At 66.9% G+C, this 17,811-nt stretch carries 15 protein-coding genes; 7 read left to right on the plus strand and 8 right to left on the minus strand.

Annotated features, from left to right (window positions below; genetic code table 11):
* Positions 1–13: 13 nt before the first annotated feature.
* From AC5RUP_RS06665 to AC5RUP_RS06675, 3 genes are all read right to left on the minus strand, one after another.
* Positions 14–1,288, minus strand: a complete 1,275-nt coding sequence (locus AC5RUP_RS06665) for an ArgE/DapE family deacylase (RefSeq protein ID WP_494154169.1) — start codon at positions 1,286–1,288, stop codon at positions 14–16.
* Positions 1,289–1,424: 136 nt separating this feature from the next.
* The gene (locus tag AC5RUP_RS06670) at positions 1,425–2,753 is read right to left on the minus strand and encodes an MFS transporter (protein ID WP_494091106.1); all 1,329 of its coding nucleotides are present in this window, start codon (positions 2,751–2,753) and stop codon (positions 1,425–1,427) included.
* A 185-nt stretch (positions 2,754–2,938) separates the two neighbouring features.
* Entirely contained in the window at positions 2,939–4,135 is a 1,197-nt protein-coding gene (locus tag AC5RUP_RS06675; RefSeq protein ID WP_494091105.1) for a helix-turn-helix domain-containing protein, read from the minus strand.
* 162 nt (positions 4,136–4,297) lie between these two features.
* On the opposite strand from AC5RUP_RS06675, the gene AC5RUP_RS06680 reads away from it, so the two are divergent.
* Together AC5RUP_RS06680 and AC5RUP_RS06685 are read left to right on the plus strand one after the other, a co-directional pair.
* Positions 4,298–5,992, plus strand: coding sequence for an amidohydrolase (locus AC5RUP_RS06680; RefSeq protein ID WP_494154170.1), 1,695 nt, complete (start codon positions 4,298–4,300; stop codon positions 5,990–5,992).
* On the plus strand, positions 5,989–7,242 hold the full coding sequence (locus AC5RUP_RS06685) for a M20 family metallo-hydrolase (RefSeq protein WP_494158390.1): 1,254 nt from the start codon (positions 5,989–5,991) through the stop codon (positions 7,240–7,242). Before AC5RUP_RS06680 ends, AC5RUP_RS06685 begins: the two co-directional genes overlap by 4 nt.
* Before the next feature lie 10 nt (positions 7,243–7,252).
* Here the strand turns inward: AC5RUP_RS06685 and AC5RUP_RS06690 are convergent, their stop codons facing one another.
* Genes AC5RUP_RS06690 through AC5RUP_RS06705 form a run of 4 tightly spaced genes read right to left on the minus strand, consistent with a single transcriptional unit; the run spans position 7,253 to position 11,057 of the window.
* Entirely contained in the window at positions 7,253–7,684 is a 432-nt protein-coding gene (locus AC5RUP_RS06690; protein WP_494153947.1) for an ATP-binding protein, read from the minus strand.
* Positions 7,677–8,009 (minus strand): STAS domain-containing protein, encoded by a 333-nt coding sequence (locus AC5RUP_RS06695; protein WP_493977025.1) that lies wholly within the window; start codon positions 8,007–8,009, stop codon positions 7,677–7,679. Before AC5RUP_RS06695 ends, AC5RUP_RS06690 begins: the two co-directional genes overlap by 8 nt.
* The gene (locus tag AC5RUP_RS06700) at positions 7,993–9,948 is read right to left on the minus strand and encodes a glycosyltransferase family 2 protein (protein WP_494153949.1); all 1,956 of its coding nucleotides are present in this window, start codon (positions 9,946–9,948) and stop codon (positions 7,993–7,995) included. The genes AC5RUP_RS06695 and AC5RUP_RS06700 overlap by 17 nt, the downstream gene beginning before the upstream one ends.
* The gene (locus AC5RUP_RS06705) at positions 9,945–11,057 is read right to left on the minus strand and encodes a response regulator (RefSeq protein WP_494132801.1); all 1,113 of its coding nucleotides are present in this window, start codon (positions 11,055–11,057) and stop codon (positions 9,945–9,947) included. Before AC5RUP_RS06705 ends, AC5RUP_RS06700 begins: the two co-directional genes overlap by 4 nt.
* Positions 11,058–11,141: 84 nt before the next feature.
* Here AC5RUP_RS06705 and AC5RUP_RS06710 point away from each other — a divergent pair, with 84 nt between their 5' ends.
* The 4 genes from AC5RUP_RS06710 (at position 11,142) to AC5RUP_RS06725 (ending at position 15,509) form a co-directional block, all read left to right on the plus strand.
* Entirely contained in the window at positions 11,142–12,872 is a 1,731-nt protein-coding gene (locus AC5RUP_RS06710; protein ID WP_494153946.1) for a sensor histidine kinase, read from the plus strand.
* Positions 12,873–12,992: 120 nt separating this feature from the next.
* Positions 12,993–13,427, plus strand: coding sequence for a nuclear transport factor 2 family protein (locus AC5RUP_RS06715; RefSeq protein WP_494132799.1), 435 nt, complete (start codon positions 12,993–12,995; stop codon positions 13,425–13,427).
* Positions 13,428–13,450: 23 nt separating this feature from the next.
* Positions 13,451–14,860, plus strand: a complete 1,410-nt coding sequence (locus AC5RUP_RS06720; RefSeq protein WP_494153945.1) for a purine-cytosine permease family protein — start codon at positions 13,451–13,453, stop codon at positions 14,858–14,860.
* A gap of 16 nt (positions 14,861–14,876) precedes the next feature.
* Positions 14,877–15,509 carry a cyclase family protein gene (locus AC5RUP_RS06725; protein ID WP_494158391.1) on the plus strand — a complete coding sequence of 211 codons (633 nt, stop codon included), beginning with the start codon at positions 14,877–14,879 and terminating at the stop codon, positions 15,507–15,509.
* A gap of 102 nt (positions 15,510–15,611) precedes the next feature.
* On the opposite strand, the gene AC5RUP_RS06730 is transcribed toward AC5RUP_RS06725, so the two are convergent.
* Positions 15,612–16,835 carry a glycine cleavage T C-terminal barrel domain-containing protein gene (locus AC5RUP_RS06730; protein WP_494153943.1) on the minus strand — a complete coding sequence of 408 codons (1,224 nt, stop codon included), beginning with the start codon at positions 16,833–16,835 and terminating at the stop codon, positions 15,612–15,614.
* Positions 16,836–17,264: 429 nt separating this feature from the next.
* Between AC5RUP_RS06730 and AC5RUP_RS06735 the strand changes: the two genes are divergently transcribed.
* A complete protein-coding gene (locus tag AC5RUP_RS06735) occupies positions 17,265–17,786 on the plus strand; it encodes a CarD family transcriptional regulator (protein WP_494153942.1) in 522 nt (173 codons plus the stop codon).
* Positions 17,787–17,811 lie beyond the last annotated feature (25 nt).

A 17,811-nucleotide genomic window follows, 5' to 3' on the forward strand; every position in this document is an offset into this window, starting at 1 on the left:
CCGGCGACCGGCGTCAGGCCCGCTCTTCCACGCCGCACCAGTTGGCGATGAACAGCGCGATGCTCTTGGTGATTCGACGGACCGATTCGATGGACACGCGCTCGTCGAAGCCATGGATCGCTTCGGAGACCGGGCCGTAAACAAGCGCGGGCGTGTCGGCATAGAGCGCGAAGACGCGGCCGTCCAGGTAGCCCGGAGTGGTGAAACTGCCCAGCTCCTTGCCGAAGACCTGCTCGTGCGTGCTCTCCAGCAGGGACTCGGCTTCGCTGCCGGGCTCCAGCACGTAGCCTTCGGAGAAGAATCCGGTCTTGGTGGCAACGGCCTTGATCGGCTCGGGCCCCGTCCCCAGTCGGGCGAGGCACTCCTGCAGTTCCTGCCAGGCTTGCTCCGCCGGAATCCCGGGGTAGATGGCCGCCCGCACGTCAACTTCGCACCAGGCGGGCACGCTGGAGGGCCAGTCGCCGCCGATGATCTGCCCGAAGTTGAAGTTAATGGGGTGATCCAGGTCCTCGAAGTAGCGGTGCCGGCCCCGCTCCGCGTTCCACTTCTCCTCGACCTCGCGCAGGGCGGTGATGGCCGTATAGGCGGCGTCGATGGCGTTGAACCCGGTGCCCATCTCGCGCGGATGGGTCGGGTTGCCGGTGACACGCACCTTGAACCAGAGCACCCCGACGTTCGCCCGGACCAGCATGTCCTCTTCGGGCTCGGGGATGATGACCGCGTCCGCCCGGTAGCCGCGCATGAGCGCGGACAGGGAACCGTTGCCGGTGCATTCCTCTTCGACGACGGACTGGAAGTGGATGCGGCCGGCAGGTTCGAGACCGGCCGCCCGGACGGCGTCGAACGCGAAGAGGTTGGCGGCCAATCCTGCCTTCATGTCGCCGGCGCCGCGGCCGTACAACCAGCCGTCGATGATGGGGGCATCCCAGGGGGAGCGCGACCACGCCTCTTCCGGCCCTTCCGGAACCACGTCGACGTGCCCGTTCAGGATGAGCGAGCGGCCGGTCTCGGCGGCCGGCCGGTAGGTGCCGACAACATTGTCGACGTCGTCGTAGGAGACGGTGACCGGGCCGAAGCCCGGATGCGTGGCGAGCTCGTCGGGGTCCAGCTGCCAGCGGTCCATTTCCAGGCCGCGGGCGGCCATCGCCGTGTGCAGCAGGTCCTGGGCGCTGCCTTCCGCGGTCCGCAGCGACGGGTGCTTCACCAGCTCCTGGGTAAAGGCCAGCTGCGCGTCGAACGCGGCGTCGACGGCATCGAGAATACGTCGGGACTGTTCGTCATTGATCATCCGAATGCTCCTTGATATGGCGCGGGGGAGCCGCCCGGCTGGACGGCTCCCCCGCGAGGTGGTGGAGAGTCTGGCTTCCGACGGCGGTGTCCGCCGGAGACCGGAGCCCGCCCCGGGGTGGGGCGGGCGTGGGGATTTAGCTGTCGGCTACGATCTGCTTGTCCTTGACGCGCAGCCGCTCGCCGAGGAATCCGCCAACGGCCGTGAGCAGCGCGATGATGGCAAGGATCATGGCAGCGCCCCAGGACTGGTTGCCGGAGACGCCGAGCATGGCGGTGGCGATCATCGGCATGAAGCCACTGGTCGCGCCGGCGATGTTGTAGCCCAGGGCCACGCCGGAGTAGCGCAGTTTCGCCGGGAACAGTTCGGTCAGCAGCGCGCCGTTGACCGCGTACGCCACGGCGATCAGCATGATGCCGAACGTGATGGCCAGGGTGATCAGCAGCGGGGACTTGGTGTCGATCATGGCGAATAACGGGAAGGCCAGGACGGCGGTGAGGATGCCGCCCCACATGGTGACCTTGCCCGGGCCGATCTTCTCCGCGAGCCGGCCCATCAGGAGGGTGACGATGATCTGCGCGACGGCGGCGATCAGGGTGGCGTTGACCATCACGTTGCGGTCCACACCCAGGGTGTTGACGCCGTAGCTGACCACGAAGGTGGTGATCATGTAGAAGCCGCCCACGCCCAGCAGGGCGGCGAGCACGGCAACCACCAGGCGGCCGCCGGCATTGCGGAAGACGTCGAAGGCCGGAACCTTGGAGGTCTCTTCCTGGGCCAGGAGATCCTTGAAGATCGGTGATTCTTCCACCTTGAGTCGGATCCACAGGGCGATCAGGAGCATCGGGAAGGCCAGCAGGAAGGGGATGCGCCAGCCCCAGGCGTCAAAGAAGTCGGAGGGGAAGAGCAGCACGAGCGTGAACGCCGTGGAGGCCATCAGGGTCGCCACCGGCGAGCCGACCTGGACCAGGGCGGCATACCGGCCGCGCTTCTCGGCCGGGGCGTGCTCGACGGCCATCGTGACCGCGCCGCCCCATTCGCCGCCCACGGCCAGCCCCTGGACGAGCCGCAGGACGGCGAGCAGGATCGGCGCAGCCAGGCCGATGCTGCCGAAATCGGGCAGCAGACCGATCAATCCGGTGGCGATACCGATCATGACGATGGTGGTCAGCAGGGCGGGCCGGCGGCCGTACTTGTCGCCGATGTAGCCGAAGAGCATGGCGCCGATCGGACGGGCTGCGAAGCCGACACCGAAGGTGGCGAACGAAGCCAGCAACGCGGCCGTGGGATCCAGTTCCGTGAAGAACAGGCGGTTGAACACCAAAGCCGCGGCCGTGCCGAAGAGGTAGTAGTCGTACCACTCGAGAGCCGTTCCGACGAAGGCGGCCCGGGCGATCTTGCCTGCGTCCTTGCCGGAGACTTTCGGCGGAGCGCCGGGGGTGTTGAGAGATTGCGGCGTCGTCACGTATTGCCTTTCAAGCTGTGCGGGGCCGGCACCGTTGGAGGTGGCAGCGGCAGCCCGTAATTCCTATGCCCTGAACGGAGGACATCCCGAGGTAGAGCTGTGAAGTACCTCTCGACTGTAAGGTAGTGCCATTCCCCTGAACAATGACAATACACACCGGCTTGACAACGCTCACTTGTGCCTTTTCACAACTTGTGCCCATTTTTGTAGTCCGCCAGCGCCACCAGTGCGAGCGCTGCCTGCGCCGGAACCGTCATGTCCAGCCCGATGACTTCCTCCAGCGAATGCAACCGGTTGACCACCGTGTTCCGGTGGCAGTACAGTTCCTCCGCGGTTTCCTTAATCGAACCGGTGCGGCCGTAACTTTGCGCCACCTGCAGCAACCGCTGGCGCTCATGCGGCGTGCAATGGTCCAGTGCCGTGGTGACGGGGAGCGAGAATCCGGGGAGCGCTTTCTCCAGGAGGTCCCGGGCAATGGACATCCAGGTGCCCGCGATGGTGGCCAGCCCCGTATCGGCACCGTGCTTGGCGGCCAAAACCAAAGCCGCCGCTGCCGCCTGCGGAATCGCGGCCAGGCCCTCCACGCCGGGCATGTAACCGGCCGGAAATTCGGGCGGATCGTCCTGCCAAGTTCGCCCGGCACGGCTTACCCGGAAAAGGTAGAGGGCGCCGGCGCGTTCGTAAGAGAAGGTGTGACGGTCGGCCGCAGGCTGATCCGGCAGCTTCGCCACGGACTCCTTGGTGACCGCAATCAGTTCAAACACGTCCGAGCTCTCTACTTCCAAGCCGGCGGCGATGTCGGAGACCTCGCCGGTGTTTTGAGTATCGGTGTTAAAGAGCCGCGAAAGCAGCCGTTGCCGGTGCAGCTGCTTGTCGCGGGCAAGCAGGGCTTCCTCTTCCGAAAACGCCTGCTGAATGCTGCTGACGTATCTCTCCACAGTGTCCAAGACCCGGTCCATGTTGGCAACGAGCACGTCGGTGCCGTGCCCCCGCGCAACGCGTTCAAGGCCTTTCCATAAGACCCTGAAGTCGTTGCGTACCGCGCTGAGGAAGGCCTCCAACGGGACCCCCTGGCGTGCCCGGCGGGAAGCCACGTCCCTCGGCAGGGACCGAAGATCGGGGGGCAACTCAAGGCCGGCCATCTGGAACAGGAACATCTCCATCGTGTCCACCGCCGTCCGGCGGACATCCTCGTCCGGAACCAATGCCCCCTCGTAGGAGATGGCGGCAAAGCGCTCCAGGAAGTCGCTGACCAGTAAATCGCGTTCCTGCCACAGGCGCCGGATAAGTTCGGTCCACGCAGGTTCGGCAGACGGGTCGGGATTGAAGTCCCGGTGCTGGCTGGCGCTGTGGGGGAAGGGCTCTACGCGCGGCTCGCTCATTTACCCATCTTATGCAATCGCCTAATCCTTCCACTGGAGATGGCGTCTTTTGTACATTGAGCGTGACATTGCTCCAGTGTTGAAATGGAGGCGGCGCCCTGCACGGCCGGCCGCGCCATCTACCGCTCCGGGCACGCCGCAGCGAAAGCACGAAGAGGACTCATGCTCGTCGATCTCCTGATCCGCAACGCCCGCATACTGACCCAGGACCCCGGACATCCGGTGGCAGAAAACCTGCTGATCCACGACGGGAAGGTGCTGGCACTCGACGTCGATCCGCAGGCCGCGCCCAGGGCCCGGAGGGTCGTCGACGCCGCCGGCGCGGTCATCGTCCCCGGCTTTAATGACGTGCATGCCCACAGCGTCTGGTTCGGGCTCGGCCTGATGGAAGCGAACCTGGGGACGGTCGCCAGCCTCGAAGAGGCCTATGCGGTGATAGCAGACGCCGCGTCCACGCTGGCGGAGGACGAATGGGTGGTGGCCTGCGGGTACAGTCCGCTGCTGCACGGCGGAGCGCAGCCTGACCGCGACCGGCTCGATGCTGCCGCCGGCGGCCGCCCGGTATGGATCAAGCACTCCTCCGGCCACGCCTGCAATGTCAACGGGGCCGCACTCGATCTCATCGCCGAACGCGGCGCGGACCTTGCCGCGCCGATCGATGGCGGTGTCGTCGTCACGGATGCGGAGGGCCGGCCCACCGGGCTGCTGGAAGAGAACGCCATGCGGCTGGTGCAGGACATTATGCTGCCCTACCCGCTGGCGACCATCGAACGTGCGCTGGACCTCGCGACCACCCACTATCTGACCGAGGGCATCACCAGCGTCACCGACGCAGGCATCGCCGGCGGCTGGATCGGCTACTCGCCGCGCGAGTTCGGTGCCTACCAGAGTGCGCGGGACAAGGGGCTGCTGAGCGTCCGGATGCAACCCATGCTGGTCCTGGATGTCTTGCACCCGGCTCCCGGTCACGCGGCAGACCCGGTCGCCCGTGGCCTTGACGCGGGTATCCGCACCGGGTTGGGGGACGACTGGCTCCGTCTGGGACCGGTGAAAATCTTCAGCGACGGATCGCTGCTGGGCAGCACCGCCTACGTCACCGAGGAGTATGTCGGCTGCCCCCACAACCACGGCTACCTGCAAATGGACGCCGAGGTGCTGCGCGCATCGTCGCTCGAGGCGTACCGGGCCGGTTGGTCCATCGCGATGCACGCGATCGGCGACCACGCCATCGACCACGCGATCGACATCATTACCGAAGCCCAGGAAACCTACGGCCGCAGGGCGACGCCCAACAGGATTGAGCACGGCGGCGTGATCCGGCCGGAGCAGCTGGACCGCATCGCCGCGGCCGGCATCGTCCTGGTCCCGCAGCCGCATTTCATCACCGAGTTCGGCGACGGCATGGCCCGGCTGCTCGGTCCGGAGCGGACGGCCACGTCCTACCCGGCCAACAGCCTGCTGCAGCGCGGCGCTACCCTGCCGGGCAGCTCGGACCGGCCGGTGTCCAACGGCCGCCCGCTCGACGTGATCCAATCGTTCGTGCAGCGGCTGACCCCGTCCGGCGAGGTCTACGGCCCCGCCGAGCGGATCACCGCGGCCGAGGCGCTGGCCGCCTACACCGTCGGTTCCGCGGCGGCCACGGGAGCCGGCGACACCAAGGGCCGGCTGGCGCCGGGCATGCTGGCCGACTTGGTCTTCCTGGATCAGGATCCCACCGCCGTCGAGCCGTCGCGGATCAGCGCCACGCAGGTGCTGGCCACGATGGTGGGCGGCGACATCCGCTTCGGCGCGGACCACTTCCCGGCACGGGAATCCGCGGACGCGGCCATGGCGTCCACGGGGGAGGAAACCCGATGAGCACGACCGGCCGGGAATTTCTTGACGACTTCGCAGCCATGTCCGGGTTCGGTGCGACCGCCGGCGGCGGCGTGGACCGGCAGGCCGGTACGCCGGAGGATCACGCCACCCGCCGGTGGTTCGGCGAGTGGCTGGCCCGACACGGCTTCACCGAAAAGGTAGACGCCGCCGGAAACCAGTTTGGAACCCTCGAATTCGTTCCCGGTGCTCCCTATGTCCTGCTCGGCTCGCACCTGGACTCCCAGCCGCTGGCGGGGCGGTACGACGGCGCGTACGGCGTGCTGGCCGGGGCCCACGCCGCCGCCCGCGTCGCCGCCGAAGCTGCCGCCGGCAGGATCGACCCGGTCTACAACCTGGCCGTGGTCAACTGGTTCAACGAGGAAGGCAGCCGCTTCACGCCCAGCATGATGGGCAGCTCCGTCTTCACCGGGAAGCTGCCCCTGGAACAGGCGCTCGCCACCGCGGATCCCACCGGGACGACCGTTGCCACCGCCCTCGCCGCCGGGCACCGCACCGCCGACGGCGACGCCCCCCGGCTCGCCGACGTGGCCCGTTACGCCGAGATCCATATCGAGCAGGGCCGCAGCCTCGAGGAAACCGGGACCCAGGTCGGGATCGTGGACCGGACGTGGGCGGCCAGCAAGTACCGCGTCACGGTCGACGGCGACCAGTCGCACACCGGCTCCACCCGGATGGAGGACCGCAGGGACGCCCTCTACGGCGCCGCCCTGGTCATCTCCGCAGCCCGCGACCTCGCCGGAGAGTTCGCCCCCGGGCAGCTGCACACCTCGGTCTCCGAGATGTACGTGTTGCCCAACTCGCCGGTGACCATTGCCCGCCAGGCCGTGATGAACCTGGATCTGCGGTCTCCGGACGAGGACGTACTGGCCCGCGCCATGGACTTGCTGGACAAAAGGATCGCCGAGGCGGAGACGATGTCCCGGACGACGGTCGGCCTCGAGCTGACCCACCGGTGGGGGCTGGTGTCCTACCAGCCCGCGGGCGTGGCGCTCGGGATCGCGAGCGCGGAGCGGCTCGGGTTCAGCCACACGGACATCATGACCGTGGCCGGCCACGACTCGACCAACCTGAAGGATGTTGTGCCGACGGTCATGCTCTTCGTTCCCAGCGTCGAAGGGATCTCCCACAACGAGGCCGAATTCACCCGGGACGAGGACGCCGTGCGCGGTGTGGAACTGCTGACCGAGGTCGCGCGGCGGCTGGTCGCCGGGGAGCTCGCGGCCGAATAAGCCAGGGGCGCTAGTCGGCAGAATTGCGGCAGAGAACCCAGACGTTGTCCTCCCCGTGGCGTTCGAAGGTGACGGTGCTGACCAGGGCGTGGATCAGGTCGAGTCCGCGACCCGACTCCGCCTCCGGGTCGACGTCGTGCCCTTGGGGGTTCGTGATGCCGGGGCTGGAAGGTGCTGCGCCGATTTCGGAAATGCGGGCTTCCAACCGTCGGGACCAGATGGTGATCTCAACGCCGAGCTGGAGGGGAGTGTCGGAAGCGGGGACGGCGTGCTGGACCACGTTCGTGGCGGCCTCGATCACGGCGGTCGAGAAGGCCATGCGGTCCAGGTCCGGAACGAAGTCGGCTTTCGTCCACAGCGCCTCGAAGTCCTCGTGCAGGGCCTCCACGGTTTCTGCCGTGGCCAGCCCCTGGCGTGAGGTTCGGGCGAGGACCTCAGTCATCGGAAAACGCCGCGTCGACGCTCTGGTAGGGAGTCAACACGCGGTGCATGCTGGTCAGCTCAAGCACCATCCGCACCTGCGGCTGCACGTTGGCGATGCGGAGGTCGCCGCCGGCTTGTCGGGCGATCTTCAGGCAGCCGATGAGCGCCCCGAGGCCGGAGGAGTCCATGAACTCGGTACCCGCCATATTCACCACCACATGGTGGTTTCCTTCAGCTACGACGGCCGCGACAACTTCCCGGAGGCGGGGTGCTGCGACCATGTTGAGCCGGCCGCTCCCGTTGACCTCGGCATAGGCTGGCGTGGTTTCAACGGTGAACTGCATCCACGTTCCTTTCGTCGGGCTTGAACCCTTTGTACCTGACGGCCTTGACCAGCACGCCCAGAATCAGCAAATCAAAGATAACCCAGGCCACGTTCACCAGCGTGCCCACGGGTTCATTCAGTCCGGCGGCCAGTCTTGCCGCGCCCGTCAGGAGGGCAACAACCAGCAAAGCCATGGTGGCCAGCTGGGGGGTGATTAGGTGCCAACTGCTCCCCCCGGATTGGCGGGCTTTCGGAGTGACGGCAAAGCCAAGGGGCCGTCCCAGCCACACGTTGCGGGCCGCCGTGGTGCAGGCCTTGATCCAGGTAGGGAAGAGGGCGAGGCTGTACTGCTGCCCGCGCCAGGTGCTGACGCCCTTGCCCACCACGGCGAACAGCAGTTGGTTGACCACCATGAACGGGATGAACCGGATGAAGAAGTCCGTGCTCAGGCTGTTGACGGGGAGGATGCCCAGGGTGAGGTAGACGATTGGCGCGGCGAAGTAGACCACCGCGGCAAAGCCGCTGAGGTAACTCCACATTGTGGAGAAGTACATCAACCGTTGGCCGAGCCTCAGCCCGCGTTGCGCCAACGGGTTCTCGCGCAGCATGACCTGGACGGTGCCCTGGGCCCAGCGCAGCCGCTGGGTCAGCATGGTTTTGAGGTCCTCCGGGGCCAGGCCGTGGGCGAGAACCTCGTGGTGGTAGACGCTGTGCCACCCCATCGAATGCAACCGCATCGAGGTCGCCATGTCCTCTGTCACGGAGATAGTGGCCAACGGCATCACCGGCTGGGCCTCGTCGGGGCGCTCTATTGAGACGGCGTCCAGCACCGCCTGCACTGATTCCAGCGCCCCCAGCGGGGACCAATCCCGCCGGGACATCCGCTCGACCGCGCCGTCCAATTCGTCGGGCTCGGCCACACCGGCCGTGCCCCCCAGTTCCATGGCGGCGATTTCGGCCAGGTCCGCTTCCACGGCCGCGAAGTTCTCGGCAACCAGAGACCGCACGGCGTCGTCGACCTTCTTCCGGAGGTCATAAGTGATTTCGCTGAGCGACCCGCCGCTTCGGAGGCTGGCGCGGGCCGTGTCGGTGGCGGCCTCCACGTCGTCGAGTAGCATTGCCACGAGTGGATCTGCCGCCTCCGGGGACCTGCGGGCCTTGCGGATGGCACCTCGCGCCCCTGCCAGCGCGCGGTGAACCCCGCGGTCGACTTCGGTGACATAGCCGGCCAGGCCCAGCTGCATCAATGCTTCGCGCCGGAGCAGGGCATTGGAACCGCAGAAAAACGCCGCGTTCCAGCCGTCCTTGCCTTGCTGAATGGGCCCGTAGAACAGCGGGGCCTGGCTGCCCAGCGGATCGTCGGCCGGAACGTTGCTGAAGTACTGAGGGGTCTGGACGAGGGCGACCCGGCGCTGGTTGAAATACCCCAGCGTCTTGTCCAAAATATCGGGCCTGGGGACCTGGTCGGCGTCGAGGATCAAGAGGAATTCCCCGTGGGTCATCATCAACGCGTTGTTCAGGTTGCCCGCTTTGGCATGCCGCGGCTTGTCCGCCCAGTCACCGGTGCGGGTTAGGTAGCCCAGCCCGTGGCGGGCGGCCAGTGCGCCCAGCTCCGGCCTGGCGCCGTCGTCCAAAATCCAGGTGCTGTGGGGGTAGCGGATGTCCCGCGCCGCCAACGCGGTGGCCATGACCAGGTCCAGCGGCTCGTCGTAGGTGGTGATGAAAACGTCGACGGTGGCGTCGGCAGGCGGGGGCGGCGGCGCTTTGCGCTCCCGGAACCGCCAGACCGTTAGGCCAAAGAGACCGACGTCGATCAGGCTGTAGGTCTCGGCCAGCACCAAGGGGACAGCTATCCACCACGCCGCCCAGTTGAGTGAGTCGAGCCATCGCCAGGTGAGGTAATTGGTTCCGAGGATGACCGTCAGAACCACCAGCAGTCGGATAGCGAAACGTTTCACGAGCGGGTCGGGCTGTCCGCCGGGCATCGGCGGAGCATCACGGCGGTAATGTCGTCCGCTACCGCGGCGCCGGCCAGGTCCAACACGGCGTCGCAGACGTCCCGGACATCGTTACCGGAGCTGGCTACGGCGGCCACCGCGTCCATGGCCGCATCCACCGAGTCGAAGGCGTCGAGCAGCCCGTCGCTGAGTATAAGGAGCGATTCGCCGGGCTCCAGCAGTAGGCGGCTTGCGGCCCACGTGCTGCCCGGGACGGCACCGACGGGCGGGCCACCCGAGGGCAGGCGGCGCAGGCCGCCGTCGTAGAGGTGCAGCCCAAGCCCGTGCCCCGCGTCCACGTAGTCAACCGTTGAGTTCCCCGCGTCCAGCCTGGCATGGAAGATCGTCACGAAGGAGTCGGACTGGGTCAGGTCGCTCTCGAGCGCCTGGCTTGCCGCGTGGAAGGCCGGGGCTATGTCCGGGTGCCCGTTGGAGGCACGCAGCACCGCACGGACCGTCGCGGCGATCAGGGCGGCGCCCATGCCCTTGCCCATGGCATCGGCGACCGTCAGTTGCAGTCCGTTCTCCGTGGCGCACCAGTCGAAAAAGTCCCCGCCCACGCTACGGCTGGGCCGGCAACGGCCGCCGATCTCGTAGCCTTGGAGTCTCAGGGGTTCGGCGGGCAGCAGGCTGCGCTGAACCTCGGCGGCGCGTTCCTGATCTTCGCTTGGCTTCGCCTCTACGGGTTGGGACCGTGGGCGGCGGAAAAGCGCTCCGATTCTTGCCTGGAGTTCCCGAGGGCTGAACGGCTTGCTGATGTAATCGTCGGCGCCCGTGTTCAACCCGCTGAGCCGGTCCATTTCCTCGGCGCGCGCGGTGATCATCAGTATGTAGGCGTCCGAAAAAGTCCTGACCTGCCGGCAGACTTCGATGCCGTCCAGATCGGGCAGGTTCAAGTCCAACGTAATGAGGTCGGCGCCGCCGTTGCGGACCAGCTCGATACCGTCCCGCCCGTTTTCTGCTTCCACAACCGTGAAGCCTTGGTCGGTGACGATTTGGGCCAGCAACCGGCGGATGTCCGCGTTGTCCTCGACTATGACGGCACGGCGGTTGCTGGGGGCAGCTGGCATGCTTTCATTAAGGCGGTTATCTTCCCGTTTGTCACATCCGTCACTGCAGAATCCGCCCGTGACGACGATATTGGAGTCGCCGCCATGGAAAAAATCCTCGATCTGCTGATTTTGAACCGCGTGAAGTTCCATACCCTCTCCCTGCGCGGGCGGGTTGTGATGAGTCAATTGCCGCTGTCCATCACCATGCTGTTCCTGGGCGTAGGCACGTGGCTTTTCTCTCCCCCGCTCCTGGCGAATCCGCTCTTTGAACTCAGCATGGTGCTGAACGCCGTGCTGCTGGCAGCCTGTTTCTTCGTTCCGTGGGAGAAGCTGCCCTACCCGTCCTTCCTGATCATTCCGCTGCTGGATTTCATTCCCATCGCACTGCTGCGCGAAGGCGCCGGGTCGCTCCTGACAGGGGTAGGGCTGCTGGCCGCGTTCCCGGTGATCTGGCTGGCGGCCTCCGGTCAGCTGCCGCGGCTGTCCGTGATCGGGGGTGCGCTGGCCGCCCTGGCGATGGTGTGGATTCCGGTGTTCCTCAAGCAGCCTGCCGTCACATTCGAAGCGTTAATCCACCCGCTGCTCATCCCGTTTATGATGCTGGCCATCGGCATTACGGTCCGGGTCATGACCGCGAGCATGATGGAACAGCAGCGTGTGGTCGAGGCCAAGGACGCCAAGCTCCGCGCGCTGCTGGAAGCCAGCGACAAGCGCGAACGGCTCCTGTCGACCGTCGTCAGTGCGGTGAACGTGGGGGTCCTGGCCGTCGATGAGGACGGCAATACGATCCTGCGCAACCGTCGGCAGGAAGAGCTGCGCCGCCTCGTGCTGCCCCCGGGCGACGAGGACGCGCCGGAGTCCAGGCTCGAGCTCTATGCCGACGGAGGCAAATCGCTCATGCCAATCCAGGATCGGCCCATCTGCCGCGCAGTGCGGGGCGAGTCGTTTTCCGAATACCTGGTCTGGTTCGGCCGGCCCCCGCGGCAACGGGTACTCTCCGCGTCGGCCCAGGCGATGGTCGACGGCGGCGGCCGGCGCGAAGGTTCGGTACTCGCCTTCAACGACGTCACGGAACTGGTGTCCGCGCTGGAAGCGAAAAGTGATTTCCTGTCCAGCGTGTCCCACGAACTGCGAACCCCGCTGACCTCCATCCAGGGGTATGCCGAGTTGCTGGCCCTGACACCGGACCTGCCGGAGAACATGGCCGCAGGCCTGGACACCATCCTCCGGAATTCGGACCAGCTGCTCGCACTGGTCAAGGATCTGCTGGGCACGGCCGCCGGCTTCTCTGACCTGCAGCCGGTTCCTGCGGATCTGGGGGATATTGTCGCGCAGGCCGTAGCAGCAGCAGAACCCCGGGCCGCCGCCGGCGGCATCACGCTCGCCGTAGAGGCACCGCTCGCCCTGCGGGTGGTCTGCGACCCGGCGCGCGTCCGGCAAGTGTTGGATAACCTGCTGTCCAACGCCATCAAGTACTCCCCGCAGGGCGGTGACGTCACGGTCAGCTGCGCCGGCGACGACGAAATGGTTCGGTGCGAGGTGGCGGACCGGGGCATGGGGATGGGTGCCGAGGAGAGCCGCAACGTCTTCACACGGTTTTTCCGCAGTCCCGCAGCCCGCCGGAGTTCCATCCCGGGGCTGGGCCTCGGACTTGCCCTGTCCAAGGACATCGTGGAACGGCACGGCGGCAGCATTAGCTGTGAAAGCGAGCCCGGCAGGGGTAGCGTCTTCACGTTTACCCTGCCCGTCGGGGGGCCGCCCCGTGACGATGAATCCGACGCCGATAACGGCAGCGGCCACGGCGCCGTCGTCGGCGCCCGGCAAGAGCCGTAACCCCGCCGCCCCGCGCCGCCGCAACGGCCGCCCCTTGCGGCGGAGATCGCTCTTGGCAACACTTGTTTCACGGGGGAAACTCCCCGTCGCAGTCGGCCATGCTGCAACAAGGAGGCCGCCATGGGCGCCGCCGCTCCGCATACTCCCTCGCATGATCAAGTCCTGGAGGCCGCGGCAGGCATTGTCGGGGCTTTCGCAGCTACCGACACCGAACGCTACTTCGCGGCGTTCGCCCCGGACGCCAGCTTCGTTTTCCACACGGAACCGGCGCGCCTGGACAGCCGCGACGGGTACGAGGTGCTGTGGGCGCGGTGGCTTGCCGAGGGGTGGCGGGTGGTCGCCTGCGGATCCACCAACCAGCACGTGACGGCCTTCCCCGGCGGCGCGGTCTTCGTGCACGATGTGGCAACGACCGTTGCCCTGCCGGACGGCGAAGACTCATACCTTGAGCGCGAAACGATCGTCTTCCGCTACGAGGACGGCGGTCTTATCGCGGTTCACGAGCATCTCTCGCCGATGCCGCCCACGGGGCAGGTCCAGGCCCCGCCTACCTAAATCCTTACGTCCCGAGGACCACCATGAACCTCTACCAGCGCCTCGATACCCACCTGCAGCAGAACGCGGACGGCTTCGGTCCCATCCGCGGCACGTTGTCCACCCCGCGGATCGGAATGATCTGGTTGGCCGCAAACTTCGTGGTCACCACCCTGCTGACCGGCACGCTTTTCATCCCCGGCATCGACTTCGGCTCCGCCATCTGGCTCATCGTCATCGGCACCTTGGCCGGCGCCGTCGTGCTGACGCTGATCGGCAACATCGGCACCCTGACCGGCCTGCCCACCATGGCCATCACCCGCGGGGCCTTCGGCACCCGCGGCAGCCTGCTGCCGGTGGCCGCCAATGTGATCATCCTGATGGGCTGGAGCTGGGTGCAGGCCATGCTCGCCGGCGTCACCGTCAATTACGTAGTGGCGCAGCTGACCGGCTTCTCCAACCCGATCCTGTTCGCCGTGCTGTGCCAGACACTGGTCGTCTGCCTTGCCATCCTCGGACACGAAGGCATCGCGAAGGTAGAGCCGTGGCTCGCCGTCGTCATTCTCGCGATCATGGTCTACGTCTTTACCACCGCCTTCACCACGTTCGGCCCGGCGGAGTTCGGCGGCATCGGCGTGGACGCGACGCTGGGCTACACCAGCTTCGTGGTGCTGGACATCGTGATCGCGACGGCCATCTCCTGGACCGTTCTGTCCGCCGACTTCAACCGCCTGGCAAAGTCCAGCCGCGCCGGCATCCTCGGCTCCGGCATCGGCTACACCATCTCCACGGTTCTGGCCATGTCGCTGGGCGCCACCGCCATCGGCTACGTGATCCTCTCGGGCGGGCCGGCTGCCGAATTCGATCCGACCGTCATCGTGGCCGCCTTCGGCACGCCGCTGGCCATCGTGATCTTCATGTCCGTCATGGCCACCAACACGATGGTGGTCTACGGAATGGTCACCACGATCGTGAATGCGCAGTCCCGGTGGAAGCTCCGGTTCCTGCCCACAGCCCTGGTGGTCGGCGTCATCTCGATAGCCGGGTCCACCTGGCTGGCCCTGTTGAACCAGTTCACCGACTTCCTGGTCACGATCAGCGCGTTCTTCGTGCCGGTGTTCGCGATCATGATCGTGGATTACTACATCATCAAGCGCCGGAGCTACAGCCGCGACATCCTGAGCGAAGGAGGCGGAAGGTACTGGTACACCGGCGGGGTGAACTGGGCGGCCATCGGAGTATGGGTCATCGGAGCTGCGGCCTCCTACGTGCTGACCTACCTGTGGCCGAGCCCCGTCGGCGCAACCATCCCGGCCTTCGTGCTCAGTTTCCTGCTGTACCTGGCCCTGTCCATCAAGAGCCGGGAACGATTCGCCGGCGGACGGGCCGGGCACCTGGCGGAGCAACCGGGGGCAGAGCCCGGCGCCGAGCTGCCCAGCGCCGGGGGAGACTGAGCCCGCCGTGGGGTGCGTGGACCTGACCCACCCCGTCTCCTCGGGAATGCAGGTCTACCCCGGGGACCCGCAGGTGAAGATCAGCCGTGCGCTGACCATCACGCAGGACGGGGTTGAGGTCTCCGAACTGCAGCTGGGCAGCCATACCGGCACCCACTTCGATGCGCCGTGCCACAGCATCGACGGCGGCCGTACCACCTCCGAGGTGCCCCTCGACGAACTTGTCGGCGACGCCCTGGTGCTGCAGGTTCCGGACCTCGCCGCGGGGGAGGAGATCCGCTGGCACCGGCTGGCCGGCCAGGTGCCGGGGAACGTGCCCGCGATCGTGGTGGTGGCCACCGGGTGGGCCCGGCACTTCGGCACCGAGGCGTACCTGGACCACCCGGTGCTGTCCCGGGCGGCAGCGGATGAACTGGTGCACCGGGGCATGCGCGTGCTGGCCGTGGACACGCTGAATCCCGACCGCACCCTGCAGCCTGCCGAGACGTTCAGCCTCCCGGTGCATGAGCTGGTGCTGGGTTCCGACGGCCTGATCGTGGAAAACATCAGGCACGCCACCTCGCTGCCCGCCAGCTGCCGGGTCGGCTTCTTCCCGCTCAAGCTCACCGGAGCGGACGGCGCCCCGGTCCGGGCCGTCGCCTGGACGTAGCCTTGAACGACCACGGGGCCCGCCTCGGCGAGACGTAGCCCCGAGCGACGGCGGGGCCCGCCTTCGGGAGGTGGGCTCCGCCGTCGTTGTGGTTTTGACGGGTCAGTCCTTGGGCGTGGACTTGGCCGGGTCGACGAAGGGCTTTCGGACGACCTGTCCTTCGCGGACTCCCTCGGGCGTGTGGATGGACAGCGCGGTGCCTTCGCCGCTGAGATCGATCGGCACCATGGCCAGGCCGATGTTCCGTTCCAGCCGCGGGGAGTGGCAGGCGCTGGTGACCTCCCCGATGGGGGAGCCGTCGCCGACCGAGACCGGGAACGGCTCGATCATGGAACCGTCGTTGTAGCTGCCCAGCGGCTCGCCGCCGATCTCCACGCCGACCATCAGCCGGTCGATGCCCTTCTCCCGGATGCGGCCGAGCGCTTCCTTGCCCACGAAGTCCGCTTCCTGGTCCAGATCGACCATCCAGTTGTAGTCGTAGCCGACCTCCAACGGGTTGGTGCCAAGGGTGATGTCGCACCCGTAGGCCAGCATGCCCGCCTCGATCCGGCGGATGTGGCAGGGGCCGATGACCCGCAGGTCGTGCGCCTGGCCGGCTTCCCAGACGGTGTCCCAGAGGCGCCCGGCGTTTTCGGTGGCGTTGTAGAGGTAGATCTCGTAGCCGACCTCGCCGGTATAGCCGGTCCGGCTGACCACCACGTCCATGCCGTTCAGGCTGTGGTGCTGCATGTAGTAGTACGGCATGTCCAGGATCTGCGGGCCGAACAGGTCGGACATGAGCCCCTTGGCCTTCGGGCCTTGGACCTGGACGGGCGCCACGTCCACCTCTTCCACGGTGACGTCCCAGCCGCCGGCGTGCGCCAGGCCCATGGCCCACAGGTGCACGTCGCTGTCCGCCAGCGAGAGCCAGAACTTGTTCTCCTCCACGCGCAGCAAGATGGGGTCGTTGATGATGCCCCCGTCGGCTGCGGTGATGAAGGCGTACTTGCACTGGCCGACCTCGCACTTGGTCAGGTCCCGCGGGGTGAGCATGTTGGTGAAGTCGAAGGCCTGCGGGCCGCTGATCTGCAGCTGCCGCTCCACGCCGACGTCCCACAGGGTGACGTCGTTCAGCAGCGACCAGTACTCGCTGACCGGGTCCCCGTAGTGGCGCGGATGGTACGTGTGGTTGTACACGCTGTAGGCCGCGACGCCGTGCTCCCGCGACTTCCAGAAGTACGGGGACTTGCGCAGCCGGGTGTAAAGGGTGACGGCCGGGTTGGGGTTGACGCGGGACGAATCGGTGCCGTTGAACTGGGCGGAGCCAGAATCGAGAATCTCCGACATAGGGGCTTCCTCCTTCGAGGTTCTGGCGCCAGCCGGACCTGAGGAGTTGCGCATGATGCGCAACTTTGCGCCATGTGAGACTGCCATGGTGGCAGCCGCTGTGCCGGAGAGTCAAGGGGCAGTGCCATCCGGTTAAGCGGGGCCGCGGCGTCCCATCTGCGGCGCCGGTCAGGGGCCGCGAGGGGTGCCACCGGCCGGCATTCCCGGGGACATCGGCCGCACGCGTGAGATAATCGAGGCAGCCAAGCTCGCGGGTCAGGGGCGGGTCCATCCGCATGGATCCGAGCCGATCCGCGTGCTCACCTTATCGAAGCTCCGGTTTGCGGACCGCAGTTTCGATGCGTGGGACGACCGTCTGGCGCGAGGGCCCCCGGGCGCTCCGTCCACTGATGTCGAGTGTGGCGCTCGTGCGAATCAGAGGACTCTTGAATGCTATTTGCTGAAGGTCAAACCCTTGTTCACCCACACCACGGTCCGGCCGTTGTCCGCGGCATCAGGACCCGGCCCCTGCGGCAGGACGCGGAATGCCGCTACGTCATGCTGGAGGTCAAGAACTCGAACCTGACGGTCGGTGTCCCGCTGGAGCGTGCCGAGCAAGTCGGCCTGCGGCCGGTCTTCGACGAGGGACAGCTGGAGGCACTGTTCGACGTGCTGCGCGCCGCCTCGCGGGAGGAGGATCCGCAGTGGTCCCGGCGCTTCAAGGACAACCAGGAACGGCTCCGCACCGGCGACATCTTCGTGATCGCCGGATTGGTCCGCGACCTTTCCCGGCGGCTTCACGCGAACGGCAGCATGTCCCACGCCGAGAAGGACATGCTGCAGTACGCCAAGAAGCCGCTCGTCACGGAGATTGCGCTGTCCAGGGGCATCGACCTGCAGGAAGCCGAAGAGATCCTCGACGCCGTGGCGACCGGTTCGGTGCCGGAGGTGGAGCCCCTGGCCAGCGCCTGAACGACGACGGCGCGCAGGGCGCCGG

Source organism: Arthrobacter sp. Y3223151 (assembly GCF_059091125.1).

Coding starts and splice junctions, on each gene's coding strand:
- AC5RUP_RS06665 (WP_494154169.1), bottom strand. CDS start 1,288: ATGATCAATGACGAACAGTCCCGACGTATTCTCGATGCCGTCGACGCC.
- AC5RUP_RS06675 (WP_494091105.1), bottom strand. CDS start 4,135: ATGAGCGAGCCGCGCGTAGAGCCCTTCCCCCACAGCGCCAGCCAGCAC.
- AC5RUP_RS06680 (WP_494154170.1), top strand. CDS start 4,298: ATGCTCGTCGATCTCCTGATCCGCAACGCCCGCATACTGACCCAGGAC.
- AC5RUP_RS06685 (WP_494158390.1), top strand. CDS start 5,989: ATGAGCACGACCGGCCGGGAATTTCTTGACGACTTCGCAGCCATGTCC.
- AC5RUP_RS06690 (WP_494153947.1), bottom strand. CDS start 7,684: ATGACTGAGGTCCTCGCCCGAACCTCACGCCAGGGGCTGGCCACGGCA.
- AC5RUP_RS06695 (WP_493977025.1), bottom strand. CDS start 8,009: ATGCAGTTCACCGTTGAAACCACGCCAGCCTATGCCGAGGTCAACGGG.
- AC5RUP_RS06705 (WP_494132801.1), bottom strand. CDS start 11,057: ATGCCAGCTGCCCCCAGCAACCGCCGTGCCGTCATAGTCGAGGACAAC.
- AC5RUP_RS06710 (WP_494153946.1), top strand. CDS start 11,142: ATGGAAAAAATCCTCGATCTGCTGATTTTGAACCGCGTGAAGTTCCAT.
- AC5RUP_RS06715 (WP_494132799.1), top strand. CDS start 12,993: ATGGGCGCCGCCGCTCCGCATACTCCCTCGCATGATCAAGTCCTGGAG.
- AC5RUP_RS06720 (WP_494153945.1), top strand. CDS start 13,451: ATGAACCTCTACCAGCGCCTCGATACCCACCTGCAGCAGAACGCGGAC.
- AC5RUP_RS06730 (WP_494153943.1), bottom strand. CDS start 16,835: ATGTCGGAGATTCTCGATTCTGGCTCCGCCCAGTTCAACGGCACCGAT.
- AC5RUP_RS06735 (WP_494153942.1), top strand. CDS start 17,265: ATGCTATTTGCTGAAGGTCAAACCCTTGTTCACCCACACCACGGTCCG.